A 20,372-nucleotide genomic window follows, 5' to 3' on the forward strand; every position below is an offset into this window, starting at 1 on the left:
TCCATCATGTCGCAGTTGATGATTCTCTCGATGTTGATTTTCTTCGGGCTGTCGGTGCCGGTCGCGGTGGCGATCGGCATCGCGGCCCTGACCGGCGTGTCGGTGGGCGGCCTGCCCTGGCTGGTGGTGGCGCAGCAGATCTACGCGGCCCTGGACAAATACCCGCTGGTGGCCATTCCCTTCTTCATCCTGGCCGGCAACCTGATGGAGGCCGGCGGGATCTCCGAGCGCATGGTCGAATTCGCCAAGAGCCTGGTGGGCGGCATACAGGGCGGCCTGGCGTGCACCTGCGTGCTGACCTGCATGATCTTCGCGGCGGTGGCCGGCTCCAGCGTGGCGACCACCTTCGCGGTGGGCGCGATCCTGATTCCGGCCATGGTCCGCCACGGCTACCTGTGAAGATTCAATAGGTTGTATGCATGGTTCATCCGAACCGGATTTGAGAAACTGGAAATCGCCAACCCCCCAGTTCACTCAAGGAGCCCGGCCGGATGAACACCCATAAGCATGCCCGATTGACCTTCCTACGTCGACTCGAAATGGTCCAGCAATTGATCGCCCATCAAGTTTGTGTGTCTGAAGCGGCCCGCGCCTATGGGGTCACCGCGCCGACTGTGCGCAAATGGCTGGGCCGCTTCCTGGCTCAGGGCCAGGCGGGCTTGGCCGATGCGTCCTCGCGCCCGACGGTCTCGCCCCGAGCGATTGCGCCGGCCAAGGCGCTGGCTATCGTGGAGCTGCGCCGCAAGCGGCTGACCCAAGCGCGCATCGCCCAGGCGCTGGGCGTGTCAGCCAGCACCGTCAGCCGCGTCCTGGCCCGCGCCGGTCTGTCGCACCTGGCCGACCTGGAGCCGGCCGAGCCGGTGGTGCGCTACGAGCATCAGGCCCCCGGCGATCTGCTGCACATCGACATCAAGAAGCTGGGACGTATCCAGCGCCCTGGCCACCGGGTCACGGGCAACCGACGCGATACCGTTGAGGGGGCCGGCTGGGACTTCGTCTTCGTGGCCATCGATGACCACGCCCGCGTGGCCTTCACCGACATCCACCCCGACGAGCGCTTCCCCAGCGCCGTCCAGTTCCTCAAGGACGCAGTGGCCTACTACCAGCGCCTGGGCGTGACCATCCAGCGCTTGCTCACCGACAATGGCTCGGCCTTTCGCAGCCGCGCCTTCGCCGCGCTGTGCCATGAGCTGGGCATCAAGCACCGCTTTACCCGACCTTACCGCCCACAGACCAATGGCAAGGCCGAACGCTTCATCCAGTCGGCCTTGCGTGAGTGGGCTTACGCTCACACCTACCAGAACTCCCAACACCGAGCCGATGCCATGAAATCCTGGCTACACCACTACAACTGGCATCGACCCCACCAAGGCATCGGGCGCGCTGTACCCATCTCCAGACTCAACCTGGACGAATACAACCTATTGACAGTTCACAGCTAGCCCGCCAAGACGGCATCCGTCTCCATGGGCACTCACCCTCCGCCCGCTACGCGTCCGGGTAGCGCACCTCCAGGATCTCCAGTTCTTCGACACCGCCCGGCGTGCGCAGGGTCACGGTATCGCCTTCGTGCGCCTTGGTCAGCGCGCGCGCCACGGGCGAAATCCAGCTGATCTTGCCGGCCAGCGGCTCGGCCTCGTCCACGCCCACGATGGTCACGGTGCGCTCTTCGCCGGCGCGGTCCATGTAGAGCACGGTGGCGCCGAAGAAAACCTGATCGCGGTTGGGCTGCGCGGCGGGATCCACCACTTCGGCGATATCCAGGCGCTTGGTCAGGAAGCGCATGCGCCGGTCGATTTCGCGCAGGCGCTTCTTGCCGTACAGGTAATCGCCATTCTCGGAGCGGTCGCCGTTGGACGCCGCCCACGACACCACCTGCACGACGGAAGGACGCTCGACGTTCATCAGGTGCGACAGCTCATCGCGCAAGCGCGCGTAGCCTTGCGGCGTCATGTAGTTGCGCGTGCCGGCCGGCAGCGCCTGCGCCTCGGGCAGGTCGTCCTCGTCGTCGCGGTCGGATTCTTTGACAAATGCTTTGTTCATGCCTTGCCTGCTGCATAGGGATTCAAGGGCAGCCGGGGCGCCAACGGCCCGGCGCGAAAGGCGCGGTTCAGAACCAGTCGTGCCAGACCGGCTTGAGATCGGGCGGCAGCGGCGGCAAGCGGCCCAGGTCCACCCTGCTTTCGGTGGGACTGTGGAAGTCCGAGCCGCGCGAAGCCAGGAAACCGTGGCGGCGCGCCACCTCGGCATACCGGCGCGCCTCTTCGGAGGTATGGCTGCCGGTCACGACCTCGATACCCGTGCCGCCCAGTTGCAGGAACTCGTCGTACAACGCGTCGAACTGCATGGGGCTGTACTTGTAGCGTCCCGGATGCGCGATGACGGCGCAACCGCCCGCGCCGCGGATCCAGCCCACGGCCTCGGCCAGGCTGGCCCATTGCATCGGCACATGGCCCGGGCAATCGTCGCCCAGGTATTTGTTGAACACCGTCTGCACATCGGGGCAATAGCCGGCCTCGACCAGGAAGCGCGCGAAGTGCGTGCGGCTGATCAGTTCGGGGTTGCCCGCGAACGGCAGCGCGCCCTCGTAGGCGCCCGGCATGCCCAGCCCCGCCAGCCGCTCGCCGATCTGCACCGCGCGCGCGGCGCGGCCGGCGCGCGTATCGCGCAAGCCTTGCACCAGCGCCTCGTTGGCCGGATCCACCCGCAAGCCCACGATGTGCACCGTCAGGCCCGCCCAGGTCACCGAAATCTCGACGCCGGCGACGAAACGCATGCCCAATGCGGCGGCGGCCTGCGCGGCCTCGGCCACGCCGCCGATCTCGTCGTGATCGGTCAGCGCCCAGACGTCCACGCCATTGGCGTGCGCGCGCCGCGCCACCGCGGCCGGCGGCATGCTGCCGTCGGACACGGTGGAGTGGCAATGCAGATCGACGTTGGGCGCGGCAATGTTCATACGACCTATTGTAGAGGTCCTGCAAGACCTCGGGTAGCGCGGCTTCGCCGCGCTCCGTCCCCCGCCAGGCTATTCCTGCAGGAACCGGGCGATCGGTTCGATCTGCTCGGGCGTCATCAGCGTGGGCGCGTGCCCCACGCCGGGCACCTCGTGCAGGCGCGCGCGCGGATTGCGCGCCAGCATTTCGCCCGCCGTCGCCGCCGACAGCAGGTCCGAGTCCTGGCCGCGCACGATCAGCACCGGACAATCCAGGCTGTCGTACGCTTGCCAGAGAATGCGCTCGCCCGCCTCGAAGGCCTGCGCCACTTGCGCGCCCAGCGGCACGGCCAGCGCGGGGTCGAAGTGCCTGACCCAGCCGCCGCCCTGCCGCACATAGATGTGGCGTGCCAGCTCGTCCCATTGCGCATCGGTATGCGGGCCGAACGTGGTGCTGATCTGCCGCATGGCCGCCACGGCCGCTTCGAAGGTCGAATAGCTGTCCTGCGCCGCCACATTGCCGGCAATGCGCTGCAAGACCTCGACGTTCAGGCGCGGCCCCACGTCGTTGAGCACCAGCCTGTGCAGGCGCAGGTCGTCGGCCTGCGCCGGCAGGCCGTCCGGGCGCGGGCGCATGGCGCGCGCCAGGCGCATCATGGTGGCCGCGCCGGCCAGGCCCAGGCCGATCAGGCCGCCCATCGAGGTGCCCACCCAGGCCAGCGTCGCGGGCCACACGCGCGCGATCAGCGTCGCCATGTCGGATACATACTGCGGCACCGCGTACAGCGCGGGGTTGGACAGCCAGTCGGACTTGCCGCGTCCGGCCACGTCCGGGCACACCACCCGCCACTGGCCGGCCAGCCGCCGCGCCAGATGGTCGAAGTCGCGGCCGGTGCGGGTCAGTCCATGCACGCAGACCAGCACGCGATCATTGAGCGGGTCGCCCCATTCCCAATAGGCCATGCGATGAAAGCCAGTGGGGCTGGCGCACGTAACGAAATCCAGACGAGGTTCCTGCATGATGTCTCCGCGCCGCGGCCCGGACGGCCGGCGATGCCCCATTATCGCAGCGGCGCATCGGGACCGGCGCGGCTGTCGCGCCAATAGCGCCGCGCGACCTGGCGCTGCCCGCTGGCGAACAATCCGCGCGGCGTCGAATCGGCCCGCACCGCGCCGTCCAGGTCGGTCCGCCACACGGCGGCGCCGGCCCGCCGCCAGCGATTGATCGCGGACGCGGCCGGATGCCCGAAGCGGTTCAGGTAGCCGGCCTGCGCGATGGCGTGCGCGGGCCGCGTGGCGGCGGTCAGCAAGGACCCCGACGACATGGCCGAACCGTGATGCGGCGCCATCACCAGGTCCACCGGCGGCAACGCCGCCGCGAACGCGGCCTCCTGGACCAGCCCCACGTCGCCGGTCAACAGCGCGCGGTGGCCGACGCCTTCGACCAGCAGCACGCAACTGCGCGCATTGCTGCTGCGCCAGGGCAAGGGCGCGGCAAGCGACGGCGGATACACGAAGCGCAAGCGGACGCCGTCGACGCGCCATTGCACGCCCGCCTCGCACCCGCGCGTCGCCGGCGGCATGCGCGGTGCGGCGCGCCAGCCGTCCGGCCGCACCCGCGCCTGGCGCGCCAGCCACGCCGCCAGATCGAAGGACGCGTAGGCCTGCCCCACCGGCAAGGCCGCCAGCACGCTGCGCAACCCGCCGGTATGGTCCAGGTCGGCATGCGACACCACCAGGGTATCGATATGGCGGTAGCCGCGCGCCCACAGGAACGGGGCAATCACGCGCTCGCCGGCGTCCGAGGCGTCGCCGTGTCGCGGCCCGGTATCGAACAGCAGCACATGGCGCGCGGTTTCCAGCACCACGGCGCCGCCCTGGCCCACATCCAGCGCGGTCAGGGTCCAGTAGCCGGGCGGCGGCCGCTCGGGGCGCCACACCAGCAGCGGCAGCATGCACAGCCAGCCGCAATGGCGCGCCGGCCAGCCCGGCGCCTGCAGGGCCCATGCCGCCCCGGCCAGCGCCAAGGCCAGCCAGGGCCAGGGCGCCGCCGCCACGTCCAGGCCGGACCACTCGGCACGCCCTATCCAGTCCACCGGTGCCATCAGCAGCGCGAACAACCCGTGGCCCGCGGCGCCGGCCAGCCAGGCCGGCCCCTGCCCGCCCGGCAGCGCCGACAGCGTCCCGCACAGCAAGGCCAGCGGCGTGACCGCCAGGCTCACCACCGGAATCGCCAGAGCATTGGCAAGCGGCGACCCCAGCGACACCTGGCGCACCAGGAAGGCCAGCAAAGGGGTCAAGGCCAGCGTCACCGCCATCTGCGTGCGCCCGAAGCCCAGCAGCGCGGCGCGCAGGCGGGCCCGCATGCCGCGCGGCCGCGCGCCCGCCCCTGTCCCGACCAGCACCGCCACGGCGCCGAACGACAGCCAGAAGCCCGGCGCCAGCGGCGCCCATGGATCGAGCACGGCCACCGCGACGGCAGCCAGCGTCAGCAGGCGCGAGGGCGTTGCCGGCCAGCGCAGCGCGACCGCCGCCGCCACCGCGGCCAGCATGAAAAAAGCGCGCCGCGTCGGCACGCTCCAACCCGCCAGCAGGCAATATGCCAGCGCGGGGCCGAGCGCGGCGAGCACGGCCACCCGCTGCGCCGGCGCGCGCTCGGCCAGCGGGACGCCGCGCCAACACGCGCGCCGCCACAGCCAGCCCGCCAACCAGCCTCCCAGCGCCGCGACCGCGGTGACATGCATGCCGCTGATCGATACCAGATGCATGATGCCGCTGCGCTGGAACACCTGCCAGTCCTCCCGCGCCACGCCGGCCTGGTCGCCGATGGCCAGCGCCACCAGCACCGGCGCGTAGCGCAACCCCGCCAGCGCCTGGCGCATGCCGGCGCGCACGCGATGGCGCGCACGCTCGATCGCGATGCCGGCGTCGGCCCAGGGATCATCGTCGAGCAGCAGCGGGCGGCCGCGCACGCTGGCCAGCCCGCGCACGCCGCGCGCCAGCAGGCGCGCCTCGGTATCGGCGGCATGCGGATTCTGGCTGGCGTGCGGGCGGCGCACGCGCAGCGCCATGCGCCAGCGCTGTCCGGGCACGACCTCGGGCAACGCCTGGCCCGGCAGGGCCCGCCACGTGACCAGCAGGCGCGCGGGCAGCCCTGCCGGCCGATCGTCCGGCAGCCGCGCCACGAAGCGCCGCGACCCGGCATCGCCCTGCGCCAGCTGCGCCACCCGCGCATCCACCCGCGCCACACGATTGTGGCGTGCCGGGTCGACGGCATCGGCCAGCCGCCACTGCGCCTGTCCGGCGGCCGACGCCACGCCCAGGCTGGCGGCCAGCGCGGGCAAGACCAGCTTGCGGCAGACCCGCCATGACCGGCCTGGCCGCCGCGCGGCCCGCCATGCCGCCAGCGCGCCCAGCGCCGCCAGGCAGGCGATTCCCACGACGCCGTCCAGCGTCGCCAGCCCCTGCACCATGGCCGTGCCGGCCACGAAGGCCCACCCCATCGCCCGCCCCATCGCCGCATCCATCGCCGTCAAAGAGACACGATAGGCGCGCGCCGGGCCGCCGCGGATGCGCTGTGAACGCGGCGATCCATCGGTAATCGCCACAGGACCCTGGACCGGCCAGGCGGATATGACGCCGTCGTGCTACCCGCCTGCTCGCCAGACAGTAGGAGGCGCCCCATCGGCGCCCCCCGTCTTACGGCGCTTAGTAAGGAAAATTGACCGGCGCCAGGAGCAGCATGTATTTGCCGGTGCCTTTGTCGAAGACCTTCACCGCGAGGTCGGCCCGCTGCCCCACATCCGCCGGGGTGAAGGTTCCCGCGGGCCAGCTCACCCTGACGTCGTACTCAGACGAATCACGGCCCGGCGTCACCTGAGCACGCATGGCCGCGGCCGCCCGCTTGGCAAATTCACTCCCGTCCGCTTCCGGCGGCATGATCTTGGCCACGGGCGCGCCACCCGAGTAAAAGTACCGAGGAATGGAGAGGAGAACCGCCGAGGTGTCCGAAGTCGAGACGCCGTTGAACTTCGGCGTGTACGGCAGGAACGCGGTGAAATCCAGCCCTCCCTTCGTGAACTTATCCTCATAGGTGCGCGTCGCGACGACGGTCTGGACACCATTGACTTCCGTGCTCAGCGACACGACACCCCGCGGGATGTCCATGGGCGAGGAAACACTGAAAGTGCCATCCCCCTTCGCCCGCGTCCGCGCCTCGTCGCCGCCCGGGAAACTCACCACAACGGTCGCATCGGGCGAGGTCTTGCCCGAGACGGTAACGATACCGTTCCTCGAGTTGGTCTCGATGTTCGTGATCGCATTGGCCGGCACGAATTCGTCACGGTAGTCTTGCCGCACCTCCGGGCTGGCATTTCCGGCGGGGTTCCTGGCAGACACCTGAATGATGCCCGAGAAAATGTCGTTGTCGGACGTCACCGAATAGCTGCCGTCCTTGCCCGCCTTGACGGTCTTGCGCCCGCCATCCGGGAACTGGACCGTCACATCGTTGTCCGGATCCGCCGTGCCCGCCACCGTCACCACGCCCGAGGAGCGGTCGGTCGTCACGCGTACGATCGTCGGCGCGGCCGACGGGGTCTTGTCCACGGTGTCCACATAGGCGCGGGTGCCCTCGGGGCTCCGGTTGCCCGCCTTGTCGGTGGCCTGCGCATGGATGTCGCCCGACACCATGTCGCCATCCGAAGTCGCCGCATAGGCGCCGTCGGCACCGGCATCGACGGTCTTGGCGGTGCCGTCCGGAAAGTGGACGTCCACCTGCGCACCCGGCTCCGCCTGGCCCGTCACGGTCACGCGGCCGGTATCGGCTTGCGCCGTCACGGCATCGATCGTCGGCGCGAGCGTCGCGGGCGGCAGATAATCCGCGACGGCACGCGCTTCCTTGCGCGTCTGCGGATGAGTCGCCTGAACCAGCACTTTCCCCTGCGTCACTTTGCGCGTCGAACGCACCGTGAACAGGCCCTTCGCATCCGCCTTGGCGAGCACCGATTCGCCATTGGAAAACGACACCTTGACGTCGACCTTCGGTTCGGTCTTGCCCCGTACCTCCAGCGCGCGATCCGCCGGCAGCGGCACCAGCGCCATCACCGCGACCTGCAGATCGCCCAGCACCACCTCGTCGACGTACCGATAAGTCACTTCGCGGCTGCTGTCGCCCTCGGCGTTACGGGCGCGCAGCGCCAGGACGCCGGACGGCTGATCGCCGGCGGAGGTATAGGCAAAACGACCGCTGGCATCCGCCGTGGCGGTGCCCGTCATGCCGTCGGGCATGCGCACCGTCACCGTCGCGAACGGCTGGGTCGCGCCGATCACCGTCACCCGGCCATCGGCCTGCAGGGTCGAGACCTTGCTCACGACCAGCGGCAGAATGATCTCCTTGCGCCGCGTGTTCAGGACGATGCGGTTCTCGCGCTCGACCAGGGCGTGCCGCCGGGCGTCGGGCGAGAAGGCCGGCGTGCCCGAAGCGTCGCGCCGCAATTGCTTGGACAGCGGTTCCGAGAGATTGATGTTCAGGCCCAGCTGCATGCGGGTTTCGCGTCCGCCGCCGATCACCTTGGTCTGCTCCAGTCCCACGCTGACCAGCGACACGGGGCGATACTCCACGCCGACCTTGAAGCCCTTGGCGCCGGCCTGGGTGCGGCCGTTGTCGAAGTAGTCCACTTCGGCGCCATTCCAGCGGAAATGCGTCGCGCTCAGACTCAGCCCGGGCGCGAACGCCGGACGGTAGCCGACCCCCACATCCATGCCCGAGGCGGGCTTTTCCTCGCGACGATTATTGCGCTTGGCGCCCTTCCAGTCGGACAGCGGCGCATACACATTGCCGTACAGGCTGAACTCCGGCGCGATCACCTCCAGCCCCACGGAGCCGCGCAGATGCTGCTTGCCAAACTCGTAATCCAGGAAGCCGTTGGCGCCGACCATCAGCGCATCGTTGACCTCGCGCCGATACACCGCGCCCGCATTGGCCGTGGGACGATCGTTCTGGTTGTGCGCCCCCAGCTGCAGCAGGCCCGTGTTGCGTCCGGCGCGGTAGACCTCATCTATCGTGTTCAGTTGCAGCGACGTGCGGCCCGACTCGAAATCGTGGCTCAACCCGCCTTGCAGGTTGCGCAGAAAGGGCAGACCCGATTCCCGAGCCAGGTTCACGCCATCGCGCAAGACATCATTGACCTGGGCCTGCGCTTCACGCTTGAGATAGTCGCCGTCGACCCGGGCGCCGGGTTGGCGCTCGGCCTGGCGCCGGGCCAGCGACTCGGCCTGGGCGGCCAGCTTGCGGGTCCATGCCGCATCCTGCCCCGCCTCCTCCTGCGCCACCCGGGCCGGGCGCAGCGTCGGCGCTCCCTGGGCCAGCGCCGACAAGGGCAGCAAGGCCTGGGCCAGGATGCTGCCGCCCACCATCGCGGCCACGCCCCGGCGCGCACGCTGGCGGTTCTGGCGACGCGGGCTGCTCGACTTGCGGCCAGCACGCGCCCATTCGCCGGCGACCACCCAGGCCCCGCGGACCAATGACCAGACAACACGGTAAATGTTCTTGTTCATGGAAGCTCCCTGAATGTTCGGCGCACTGCCCGCTAATCGCAGGCAAAGCGACGCCCTGCCTGCTTGGAAGCGGCTATATATCGATTTGAATAAAGGAGTGGCCAAAAAAGGCGAAGTCGCTGACTTGACGAGGATTTCGCCTACATCTCTCCGGCCACAGGAGGGAACTTTATCGATTACCGCGAACTAAATAAGTCGCCAAATACCCATGTATCTGTAGGAAATTTCTCAATCACAACGACCTCACCTACAACCCGGGCAAAGGCTGGCGCGACTGTGACTGGATCACATCAATCGGGCACGTCGAACAGGCCGGGATAGCGCGCCGCGGGCGCGCCGTGGACCGGCAGCGGCGCCCTGGGCAACACCTCGGCCTGGATGTCGCCGGGCAACGCGACATCCGCCCATTGCGGGTGCCGGCTCGCAATGCCGGCAACACATTCCTCGAACAAGCAAAAGGCCCCCACGCTGCGCCCGCTGTGCGGGCTTGCTGCCCCCCAAGGGGGCTTTTTTGCCTTGGGGCGGCCCGGCGGCAAAAAAAAAACCGCCAGTCGATACACGACAGGCGGCCAACAACGGGCGGACGGGCTCGACCGTCCCCCCGACGCGGTGCGCGGACGCGGCCCGGCGGCCTCGCGCCCGCGCGCTGCGTTCAGAACCGGACTTTCAGATACAGCGAGCCGGTATTCTCCTTGTTGCCATTGCCGAACTGCCCTCCGTAGGCCAGGCCGAGCGCCGCGTTGCGGCCCACGTCCACTTCGGCCGCGAGATCGAGCACGGCCGCCTCCCTGGCCACCGGCGAACCCGCCACGGTGAACGCCGTGCCGCCGCCCTGGATGAACGCCAGCTTGCGGGTCGCGTCCACGTCGCCGTTGGCATGGCGCCAGCCCAGCCCGGCGCTCAGGCGCGTCTCGGTGGCGCCCAGCTGCAGCGCCGTGTTGCCACGCAGCCCCAGCGTGAACGTGGTGATCTGGTCGGTCTGGCCGCTGCCATGCAGCGCGGCCGGCCCGCCATCCTCGTCGAAGCTGTCGCTGTGGTTGTTGAACCAGGCCAGGCCGGCATACGGCTCGACCGAGCTGCTGGCGCCAACGGGCACCTGGTAGCCGAGTTCGGCGAACAGTTGCGTGGTATTGGCCTTGTAGTCGGCCTTCAGGGTCTGCGCGCCGCCCACATCCACGCTGCGTCGGCTGTCGATGTCGTGGTGCGTGTAGCCGACGCCGGCCAGGAAGTTCAGCTTGCCCTTGCCTGCCGCCCAGCTGTTGCCGCCGTAGAGCGCCGCCGTATAGCTGGTCACGTCCGAGCGCGAGTCCACCGCATCGGCCTTGATGCGGCCATCGGTAAAGCCCAGCGCCCCGCCCACGCGCCAGCCCGCGCCCACCGCGGCGTCGCCGCCGATGAACAGGCCGGCGGTATTGCTCTTGGCCTTGGCCGCATTGTCCTTGGCGTCGAAACTGCTCCAATTGTCCACCACATCGGCCCACAGCGGATACGCGGCCGTGCCCGGCATGGCCGACGCGGCAGCCGGGCCCGCCGCCTGCGCCGTGGGCGCGCCGGCCAGCAGGCCGGCGCCCAGGTTGGCGCTCATGCGCCTGGCCACGGTGCGGTTGAGCAGCTGCGTGTTGCTGTAAAGCGCCGACACCGCGCTGCCGTGCACTTCGCCGGACAACTGGTCCAGCGCGTCGGCCCGCTGGCCCGTGTCGCTCATCAGCATCACGGCGTCGGCCGAGGCGTTGCGCCCGGCCACCGACAGCGCGCCGTCGAGCACCGCGCTCTGGTTGCGGATCAGGCCGGCGCGCGCCGCCGCCAACTTGTCGGCGTCCGGCGACAGGCTGACCTGCGTGGCCTGGGCGCCATACTTGACCGGGTCCAGCTTGACCAGGGTGCTGGCCAGGCTCTCGTCCAGGCTCGCCGCGGCGAATTCGCCCACGATCTTGCCGGCCTCGGTCTTGATGATGGTGTAGTCGTGATTCAGCACATAGCCGCCGGTGCCGTTCTCCTGGCCCACCACCAGCGACACGCCCGCCAGGTCGACATTCCCGCTGCGCACCACCAGCAGGTCGGACTGGCCCTTGGCGTTGACTTCCGCCAGGTAGGTGGAGCCGCTGAGGGCCCCCACGCTGCCGACCGTCACGGTACCGATGGAGTTGCCAGGCGCCAGGCTGGCGCCGGTCATCCGCAGCGCGCCGCCGATATCGAGGTTGCCGCCCAGGATCGCGCCGGATACGGCATCCGCGCCGCCGATCACGACGATGGGGGTCGTCGGCGAGCCGCCGCCCAGGCTCGAGCCGCCGGCCAGGCTGAGTCCGCCCGCGATGGCGGTCGGCGCGGAAGTGCTGAAGCGAAACGACGCGCCGTCGAGCCCTTGCACGCTGCCGCCGACCTGCGCCGGCCCGCTGAACGTGAACGCCGCGCCGCCCGCGCCCTGCACGTTTGCGCCGATGATGGCGGGTGCGTTGAAGCTGAGCGCGGTGCCCTGCCCCTCCGTCACGCTCTCGCCGATCGTCAACGGCCCATTGAAGGCGACCGAACCGCCCGGCAGCACCGCCAGGCTCTGCCCTATCGTGGTCGCGCCGCCGAAGGTCGTCTGGCTGCCGGCCCCCAGCGAGGAGCTGCCGCCTATGTTCGACACCCCCGTGAAGGTCACCGGCGCGCTGCCGCCTTCCAGCACCATGTCGCCGGCGGTGCTGAAGCCGCTGTGCTGGCCCGACTGGCTGCCGTTCACGATGGCGGTTGTGTCATCGATCACCAGGCCGGCCCACTGGGCGCCGCTCTGGACATCGACGATGGTAAGCGCCGAGGATTCCCGCGAGCCGTCGGCCGCGAGGTTCTCGATGTTGCCGGCCGCATACGAGCCGCTTTTCAGCGTCAGCGTCACCTGCCCCAGCTCGCCGCCGGCCACCCGGCGCACCAGCAGCAGCCGGCCGTCGTTGCGCGTCAGGTTGGAACCGGCGCCGACCACGATGGATTGCTGACGCGTGGCGCTGAGCGTGGACAGCAGCGATGGCCCGCTGGCGACGACCTCGACGCCATTGAGCGCCACGCTGCTGCCGTTGCTCACGCGCAGGCCGGCGGCGCCGCTGCCGGTGGTGCGGATGGAGCCGCCCGACATGTTCAACGAACTGCCGCCCTGCAGGTATACGCCGTGCGCGTTCTTGCCGCTGGTCTGGATGGCGGTGTTGCTGACCTGCAGCACGCCGCCGGGGCTCAGCACCTGCGATTCCGTTCCCAGCCCATAGGCGTCGACGCCGCTGGTCGTGATGCGCGAATCGCGCAGCGCGATCGTACCGTCATCCGCGCCCATGGCGCCCACCGCATGCTCGCCGGTGGTATTGATGGTCAGGCCGACGGCGCGGATGCTACCCCCGAACTCGGCGCGCAGGCCGTCGGAATACGCGTCCGTGGTGCGGATGTCCGTCCCGTTGAGTTCGATCATGGTGCCGGAATCCAGGGACTGCACGCCATAGCTACCGCCGCCCACGGTCGCGATGCTGCCGCCGCTCACATTCACCAGTGCGCCGTATTCCGCGCGCACGCCCGGGGCCTCCCAGCCATTGCCGGCATCGGTGCGCACGCTCACCTGGTTCAGGTAGACGCGGGCGCCATCCGCGGCGTTGACGGCGCCCATCAGGCCGCCGCTGGCCGTCACGCTGCCTCCCTGCAGCGTGAATACGGCATTGCTGCCCTCGCCGTACACCACCCATTCCCGATTGGCGCTCAGGTTCGTGCCCGAATAATGGGCGCCCGCCACCGGCTGTCCCGGCGGGCAGGCCCCGATACACTCCAGGCGGTTCTCCGCCGCGCCCGCCGCGCCGTACACGCCCAGCAGGGCCGCCGCCAGCGACGTGATGCGCAGGCCCATGCCTCGCGCGCTTGCTTGTGCCATCAGACCTCTCCTCGTTTGCCGGGATTCTTGTGGAATGGAATAGGACCCCGTGCAAATTGATACAAATCAATTCAAATATGCCGAAATTTGTTAATAAATTTCGACTAACAGACAAACTGTAACGGCCGAAGGCGTACCGCGCGCCACCCATTTGGGGGGTGCCGGTTCGGTAAAAAACGGGCAGCACATGGCGCAGGCACGCGCGTGCGTCCGCCCCGCAGCGAACGCTAGGCACAGGGCGGGCAGGAGGAAACAGGGGCCCGGCGCCGGACGGCCGGGCGTCAGGGCGTCGCCGCCCTGTCCTGCAACAAGGCGCCCAGGCGCGGCAACACCCGTAGCGCGGTGGTGGTCGTGGCCCTCGCCACATCGGCGACAGCCTGGCCGCGCAGCGCGGCCAGTTCGGCGGCGATGCGCGGCAACTGGCCCGGCGTGTTGCGCCGCTCGGGTTCGTACAGCCAGGCCGGCGGAATATCCGGGGCATCGGTTTCCAGCACCAGGTGGTCCAGCCCGATATCGGCCGCATGGCGCCGGATCTGCAGCGCGCGGGGATAGGTCATGGCCCCGCCCAGGCCCAGCGCGAAGCCTTGCTCGACGAAGGCGCCGGCCTGTTGCGCGCTGCCGTTGAAAGCGTGCGCGATGCCGCCGGGCACGCCCGGCCTGCGCCGCAGATGCTTGAGTAGGATGTCTTGCGAGCGCCGCACATGCAGCAGCACCGGCAGGCCGTATTCGGCCGCCAGGTCGAGCTGGGCGGCGTAAAAGCGCTCCTGGCGCTCGCGCGGGGCGCCGCTGGCGATTTCCGCCACGAAGAAGTCCAGGCCGATCTCGCCGATGGCCACGAAACGCGGGTCCGGCAAGGCGGATTCGATGGCCCGGCGCAGGCTGTCGAGATCTTCGTCGCGGGCGCGCGCCACGTACAAGGGATGGATACCCAGCGCATAGGCGCCGCTATCCACGGCATGGGCAAGCTGGCGTACGGTTGCGAAGTTGGCGCGCTCGACGGCCGGAATCACGATGGCCTGCACGCCGGCCTCGCGCGCCGCGCGGGCCACCGCCATGCGGTCGGCGTCGAATTCGGCGGCATCGAGATGGCAGTGCGTATCGATCAGCATGGCCGGGCTCCAGGGCCGCGCGACAGGCCGGCGTCAATCCGGCTGCAGGCGCCCGTTTTCCATGTGCAGCTGGCGATCGGCGCGTGCGGCCAGCTCCGGATCGTGGGTGACGATCACGAAAGCCGTGCCGGATTCGCGGTTCACGCGCGTGAGCAGCTCGAACATATTGTGCGCCGTATGGCGATCCAGGTTGCCGGTGGGCTCGTCGGCCAGCACGCAGGCCGGCCGCGTCACCAGGGCGCGCGCCAGCGCCACGCGCTGCCGCTCGCCCCCGGACAGCTGGCCCGGAAAGTGCTCCTCGCGCGCGGCCAGCCCCACCAGTTCCAGCACTTCGCGTGCCTGGGCGCGCGCACGGTCGCGATTCTCGCGCCGCACGATCAGCGGCATGGCCACATTGTCCAGGGCCGAGAATTCCGGCAGCAGGTGGTGGAACTGGTACACGAAGCCGAGGCTGCGGTTGCGCAGCGCGCTCTTGCGCTTCTCGGACAGCCCCGCGGCGGGCACGCCGTCGACGCTGACCGTGCCGCTGGAGGGCACGTCCAACAGGCCCAGGATGTGCAGCAAGGTGCTCTTGCCCGAGCCCGAGGCGCCGACGATGGCGACCATCTCGCCGCGCGCCACGCTCAGCGACACGTCGCTGAGCACTTCGATGCGCGCCGGGCCTTCGTCGTAGACCTTGCCCAGGTGCTCGGCCTGCAGGGCCGGGCCGGTGTCGTTCGGCTCAGTCATGGCGCAGCACCTGTGCGGGTTGCAGGCGCGAGGCGCGCCAGCTCGGATACAGCGTGGCCAGCAGCGACAGCACCAGCGAGGTCAGCCCGATGGTGATGATGTCGTCCGCCTGCGGATCAGAAGGCAGCGCGCTGATGAAGTACACCTCGCGCGGCAGGAACTGCACGCCCAGCAGGCGTTCGATGAACGGCACGATGACGTCGACGTTGTAGGCGATGGCGATACCGCCGGCCACCCCCAGCAAGGTGCCGACCACGCCGATCAGCGCCCCTTGCACCAGGAAGATGCGCGCCACCTCGCCTGGCCCGGCACCCAGCGTGCGCAGGATGGCGATATCGGACTGCTTGTCCTTGACCGCCATGACCAGCGACGACAGCAGGTTGAACGCCGCCACCGCCACGATCAGCGCCAGGATCAGGAACATCATGCGCTTTTCGGTCTGCACGGCCGCGAACCAGGTGCGGTTGTTGCGCGACCAGTCGGCCGCCATGACGTAGGGCGGCAGCACTTTGGTGAGCTCGGCGGCCACTTCGGGCGCGCGCTGCATGTCGGCCACGCGCAGCCGCACGCCGGCGGTGCCGCTTTCGCGGAACACCTTGGCGGCATCCTCGTCGTCGATGAAGACGAGGGTCGAGTCGTATTCGTAGTGGCCGGAGGAAAAGATGCCCACCACCGTGAACTGCCGCATGCGCGGCGCGAAGCCGGCCGGGCTGATCGAGCCCTGCGGCGCCAGCATCAGGACCGTGTCGCCCGTCTTGACGCCCAGCCCATCGGCCAGGTCGCTGCCCAGCACGGCGCCGAACCCGCCGGCGACCAGGTCGCTCAGCTTGCCGCTGACCATTTGCCGGGGGATATCCGACACATTGCCTTCGGTGGCCGGATCGATGCCGCGCACCTGCACGCCGCGCAGCGCCTGGCCGCGCACCAGCATGCCCTGCGCCGCCACGAAAGGCGCCTCGCCCTTGACCTCGGGGTTGGCGCGCGCGGCCTGCGCGAACTGGCGCCACTGCTGCAGCACCCGTTCGGGCGCCGCGCCCGGTATATAGAGTTCGATATGCGGCAACACCGACAGCATGCGGTCGCGCACTTCCTTCTGGAAACCGTTCATGACCGACAGCACCACGATCAGCGCCGCCACGCCCAGGGCGATGCCGGCCATCGACGTGGCCGCGATGAAGGAGATGAAGCGATCGCGGCACCCGCGTCGCTGGCGGATCCGGGCCATGCCCGCGTAGCGGGCGCCGATCCAGAGTTCATAGGGTATTTTCAGCACCTGCGCATTATGGCATTAACCGGCACGCGCACTACAATCGCCGCCATGCTCATCGTGATCCCCGGCGCCCTGCCCGCAGCCGCCGTCGCGCCGGAACTGGCGCGCCTGCTGCCGCAGCACGCCCCCACCCTGCACGGCTGGCTGCAGGCCGCATCGGCCCGCGTCCAGGCCTTCGACGCCGCGCGCCAGGGCTGCACCCCCTTCGAGGGCTGGCAGCTCGAACAGGCCGGCTACCAACCCCAGCCCGGCCTGCCGTTGGGCGCCGGCCTCGGCCCGCTGCGCGCCGCCGGCGGTACGCCCGGCCAGCCGGTCTGGCTGGCCGACCTGGCGCACCTGATGTTGGGGGCCGACCAGGCCGCCCTGCTCGACCCCGCCCTGCTCGACCTGCGCGCCGACGAAAGCGCGCAGTTGTTCGAGGCGGCCGCGCCGCTGTTTGCCGACAGCGGCTTCGGCGCCACGCCCATCGATGCGGCGCGCTGGCGCCTGACGCTGCCCGCCGGCATGGCGCCGCAAACGGCCAGTCCCGCGGCGGTGGCCGGCCAGCGGCTGCGCGCCTGGTGGACCCAGGACGTCGCCATGCGCCCGTGGCGCCGCCTGCTCAACGAAATCCAGATGGTCTGGTACGAGCATCCTGTCAATGAAGCGCGCGCCGCGCGCGGCGCCGCGCCGATCAACGCGCTGTGGCTGTATGGCGGCGCCACGCCGTGGCCGGCCGGCGCGCCGGCGCCGGCGCGAGTCTGCGACGAACTGGCCGCCACCCAGCGCGCCGGCGACTGGGCCGCCTGGCTCGACGCGCTGGCCATGCTGGACGCGGCGCAATTGGCGCCGCTGGCCGGCCCGCACGGCCGGCCGGTCCAGCCCTTGCAACTGCTGCTGCTGGGCGATGACCGCCGCGCCGCCCTCACCCTCAAACCACGCGCGGGGCTGGCCCGATGGCTGCCCGCGCCCAAGCACAACTGGAACGCCTGGTGGTCTCGCCCCGTCTGATTATCCGTACTGCCGATCTGCAAGCCTGCCAGCACCTCGAAGCGGCCGGCATCCACCCGCTGCTGTCGCGCCTGTGGGCGGCGCGCGGCGTCATCCACCCCGAGCAGACCCGTATGGCGTGGCCCGCGCTGCTGCCGCCCGACCGCCTGACCCACTCGGCCCACGCGGCCGCCGTGCTCGCCGACGCCATCGAGCAGGGCAAGCGCCTGCTCATCGTGGCCGACTACGACTGCGATGGCGCCACGGCCTGCGCGGTCGGCCTGCGCGCCCTGTCGGCCATGGGCGCCGACGTGGATTTCCTGGTTCCCAACCGCTTCGAGACCGGCTATGGCCTCTCGCCGGCGGTCGTCGAGCTGGCCTGCCGCCATCGGCGCGGCAAGCCCGACATCATCATCACGGTCGACAACGGCATCGCCAGCGTCGACGGCGTGGCCGCCGCCAACGCCGCCGGCATCGGCGTGGTCATCACCGACCACCACTTGCCCGGCGACACGCTGCCCGAGGCCCTGGCCATCGTCAATCCCAACCAGCCCGGCTGCGGTTTCGGCTCCAAGCACCTGGCCGGCGTCGGCGTCATCTTCTACATGATGCTGGCGCTGCGCGCCGAGCTGCGCCGCCGCGGCGTCTACGCGCCGGATGGCGGCCCGCGCCTGGATGCGCTGTCCGACCTGGTGGCCCTGGGCACGGTGGCCGACGTGGTCAAGCTGGACGCCAACAACCGGCTGCTGGTCACGCAGGGGCTGCAGCGCATGCGGGCCGGCCGCATGCAGCCCGGCGTGCGCGCCCTGTTCGCCGTGGCCGGGCGCGAGCCGCGCACCGCCAGCGGCTTCGACCTGGGCTTTGCCCTCGGTCCGCGCATCAACGCCGCCGGCCGGCTGGCCGACATGAGCCTGGGCATCGCCTGCCTGACCACCGACGACGAGGCGCAGACGCTCGAAATGGCGCGCGAGCTCGACAACATCAACCGCGAACGCCGCACCATCGAAGCCGAGATGCGCGACCAGGCGCTGGCCGCCATGGAGGCGCCCGACGCCGCCGCCGGCGCCACGGTATGCGTATTCGACCCCGGCTGGCACCAGGGCGTGGTCGGCCTGGTGGCCTCGCGCCTGAAGGAGAAGTTCTGGCGCCCCACGCTGGCCTTCGCCCCGGCCGGCGAGGACGAGCTGCGCGGCTCGGGCCGCTCGATCCCCGACGTGCATTTGCGCGACGCGCTCGACCTGGTGTCCAAGCGCCACCCGGGCCTGATACGCAAGTTCGGCGGCCACGCCATGGCCGCCGGCCTGACCCTGGGCAGCGGCGATTTCGCCGCCTTCGCCCCGGCCTTCGACGCCGCGGTGCGCGAGCTCACCGGGCGCGACCGCTTCGAGCCGCTGCTCGAAACCGACGGCTCGCTCGAAAGCGGCTACGCCAATGCCGAAGTGGCCGGCCTGCTGCAGCAGCAGGTCTGGGGCGCGGGGTTCGCCGCCCCGCTGTTCCTGGACGAATTCACCGTGCGCAGCCAGCGCCTGGTGGGCGGCAAGCACCTGAAGCTGGCGCTCGAGCGCGGCCACCAGCGCTTCGACGCCATCTGGTTCGGCCACGACCAGTCCCTGCCCGAGCGCATCCAGGCCGCCTACCGGCTGGAGCAGAACATCTGGAATGGCATGGTGTCGGTACAGCTGGTCATCGAGCACGCCGCCTGAGGGCCGCCGCCCTTCTGTTACAAACCGCCCCGGCCGGCCGGGGCGGCGCCCGCCATCCACGCTAAAATAGGCAGTTTCGCCAAATAGCCATCAGGATCAATCATGGAAGCCGAACGTCAGAACCAGCTCGTCGCCCGACTCGAAGACTACGCGGAGCGCGAACAGGCTCTACGGAGGTATCTTTGACTACGATGCCAAATCGGAACGCCTGCAAGTCGTAAACGCCGAGCTCGAAGACCCGGCCATCTGGAACGACCCCAAGCACGCCCAGGACCTGGGCCGTGAAAAGAAATCCCTCGAAGACGTCGTCGAGACCCTGACCGAATTGGGCAGCGGCCTGGCCGACTCGTGCGAGCTCGTCGAACTGGCGCTGGCCGATAGCGACGACGCCACGCTGGAAGCCATCGAGCACGATGCCGACCGCTTCCAGGAAAAGCTGGAAACGCTCGAATTCCGCCGCATGTTCGCCAACCCGGCCGATCCGCTGAACTGCTTCGTCGACATCCAGGCGGGCGCCGGCGGCACCGAAGCGCAGGACTGGGCCTCGATGCTGCTGCGCCAGTACCTCAAGTACGCCGAGCGCAAGGGCTTCAAGGCCGAAATCCTCGAAGAATCCGAGGGCGACGTCGCCGGCCTGAAGTCGGCCACCATCAAGATCGAAGGCGAGTACGCATTCGGCTACCTGCGCACCGAAACCGGCGTGCACCGCCTGGTGCGCAAGAGCCCGTTCGACTCCTCGGGCGGCCGCCACACCTCGTTTGCCAGCGTATTCGTCTACCCCGAGGTCGACGAGTCCTTCGAGGTCGAGGTCAACCCGGCCGACCTGCGCATCGACACCTACCGCGCCAGCGGCGCGGGCGGCCAGCACATCAACAAGACCGACTCCGCCGTGCGCATCACACACGCGCCATCGGGTATCGTGGTGCAGTGCCAGAACGACCGCTCGCAGCATCGCAACCGGGCCGAGGCGATGCAGATGCTCAAATCCAAGCTGTACGAGCTGGAAATGCGCAACCGCATGACCGAGCAGCAGAAGCTGGAAGATTCCAAGACCGACGTGGGCTGGGGCCACCAGATCCGCTCGTACGTGCTGGACCAGAGCCGCATCAAGGACCTGCGCACCAACGTGGAAATTTCCAATACCCAGAAAGTGCTCGACGGCGACCTGGACCCGTTCATCCAGGCCAGCCTCAAGCAAGGCGTGTAAGCCGCGCCCCTGCCC

The 20,372-nt window shown here is 69.7% G+C and carries 13 protein-coding genes and 1 pseudogene; 5 read left to right on the top strand and 9 right to left on the bottom strand.

The features are described from left to right. Positions 1-6: 6 nt before the first annotated feature. Both BN118_RS11710 and BN118_RS11715 read left to right on the top strand, forming a co-directional pair. Positions 7-393 (top strand): annotated as a pseudogene (locus BN118_RS11710) (TRAP transporter large permease subunit); the annotation flags it as partial. Between the two features lie 98 nt (positions 394-491). Beyond that, positions 492-1,442, top strand: a complete 951-nt coding sequence (locus tag BN118_RS11715) for an IS481-like element IS481 family transposase (protein WP_010930048.1) — start codon at positions 492-494, stop codon at positions 1,440-1,442. Positions 1,443-1,488: 46 nt separating this feature from the next. Here the strand turns inward: BN118_RS11715 and greB are convergent, their stop codons facing one another. The 9 genes from greB to BN118_RS11765 form a co-directional block, all read right to left on the bottom strand. Further along, complete coding sequence (gene greB, locus BN118_RS11720) at positions 1,489-2,043, bottom strand: transcription elongation factor GreB (protein ID WP_003812405.1); 555 nt, start codon at positions 2,041-2,043, stop codon at positions 1,489-1,491. Positions 2,044-2,110: 67 nt separating this feature from the next. Further along, positions 2,111-2,956 carry a 3',5'-nucleoside bisphosphate phosphatase gene (locus tag BN118_RS11725; RefSeq protein WP_003816844.1) on the bottom strand — a complete coding sequence of 282 codons (846 nt, stop codon included), beginning with the start codon at positions 2,954-2,956 and terminating at the stop codon, positions 2,111-2,113. Between the two features lie 69 nt (positions 2,957-3,025). Then, the gene (locus BN118_RS11730; protein WP_019248398.1) at positions 3,026-3,994 is read right to left on the bottom strand and encodes an alpha/beta fold hydrolase; all 969 of its coding nucleotides are present in this window, start codon (positions 3,992-3,994) and stop codon (positions 3,026-3,028) included. Beyond that, the gene (locus BN118_RS11735) at positions 3,994-6,468 is read right to left on the bottom strand and encodes a DNA internalization-related competence protein ComEC/Rec2 (RefSeq protein WP_041166187.1); all 2,475 of its coding nucleotides are present in this window, start codon (positions 6,466-6,468) and stop codon (positions 3,994-3,996) included. The genes BN118_RS11730 and BN118_RS11735 overlap by 1 nt, the downstream gene beginning before the upstream one ends. A 172-nt stretch (positions 6,469-6,640) precedes the next feature. Next, positions 6,641-9,487 carry an inverse autotransporter beta domain-containing protein gene (locus BN118_RS11740; RefSeq protein WP_041166188.1) on the bottom strand — a complete coding sequence of 949 codons (2,847 nt, stop codon included), beginning with the start codon at positions 9,485-9,487 and terminating at the stop codon, positions 6,641-6,643. A 652-nt stretch (positions 9,488-10,139) separates the two neighbouring features. Then, positions 10,140-13,370 (bottom strand): autotransporter SphB3, encoded by a 3,231-nt coding sequence (gene sphB3, locus BN118_RS11750; protein ID WP_014905874.1) that lies wholly within the window; start codon positions 13,368-13,370, stop codon positions 10,140-10,142. Between the two features lie 281 nt (positions 13,371-13,651). Next, positions 13,652-14,479, bottom strand: a complete 828-nt coding sequence (locus BN118_RS11755) for a TatD family hydrolase (RefSeq protein WP_010928340.1) — start codon at positions 14,477-14,479, stop codon at positions 13,652-13,654. Positions 14,480-14,512: 33 nt separating this feature from the next. Next, positions 14,513-15,208: a lipoprotein-releasing ABC transporter ATP-binding protein LolD gene (lolD, locus tag BN118_RS11760; protein WP_003812422.1), complete on the bottom strand. Its 696-nt coding sequence runs from the start codon at positions 15,206-15,208 to the stop codon at positions 14,513-14,515. Further along, entirely contained in the window at positions 15,201-16,433 is a 1,233-nt protein-coding gene (locus BN118_RS11765) for a lipoprotein-releasing ABC transporter permease subunit (protein ID WP_010930193.1), read from the bottom strand. Before BN118_RS11765 ends, lolD begins: the two co-directional genes overlap by 8 nt. A 57-nt stretch (positions 16,434-16,490) precedes the next feature. Between BN118_RS11765 and BN118_RS11770 the strand changes: the two genes are divergently transcribed. The 3 genes from BN118_RS11770 to prfB all read left to right on the top strand — a co-directional run bounded on the left by BN118_RS11770 (position 16,491) and on the right by prfB (position 20,357). Next, positions 16,491-17,468 carry a hypothetical protein gene (locus BN118_RS11770; protein WP_010930192.1) on the top strand — a complete coding sequence of 326 codons (978 nt, stop codon included), beginning with the start codon at positions 16,491-16,493 and terminating at the stop codon, positions 17,466-17,468. Next, entirely contained in the window at positions 17,450-19,150 is a 1,701-nt protein-coding gene (recJ, locus tag BN118_RS11775) for a single-stranded-DNA-specific exonuclease RecJ (RefSeq protein ID WP_010930191.1), read from the top strand. The genes BN118_RS11770 and recJ overlap by 19 nt, the downstream gene beginning before the upstream one ends. Before the next feature lie 102 nt (positions 19,151-19,252). Further along, positions 19,253-20,357, top strand: a protein-coding gene (gene prfB / locus BN118_RS11780) for a peptide chain release factor 2 (protein ID WP_010926448.1) whose coding sequence is annotated in 2 segments (ribosomal slippage) — positions 19,253-19,333 and positions 19,335-20,357 — 1,104 coding nt in all. Because the reading frame shifts where the segments join, the coding sequence is not laid out codon by codon here. Positions 20,358-20,372: the final 15 nt, after the last annotated feature.

The organism is Bordetella pertussis 18323 (assembly GCF_000306945.1).
Lineage (GTDB): Bacteria > Pseudomonadota > Gammaproteobacteria > Burkholderiales > Burkholderiaceae_B > Bordetella > Bordetella pertussis.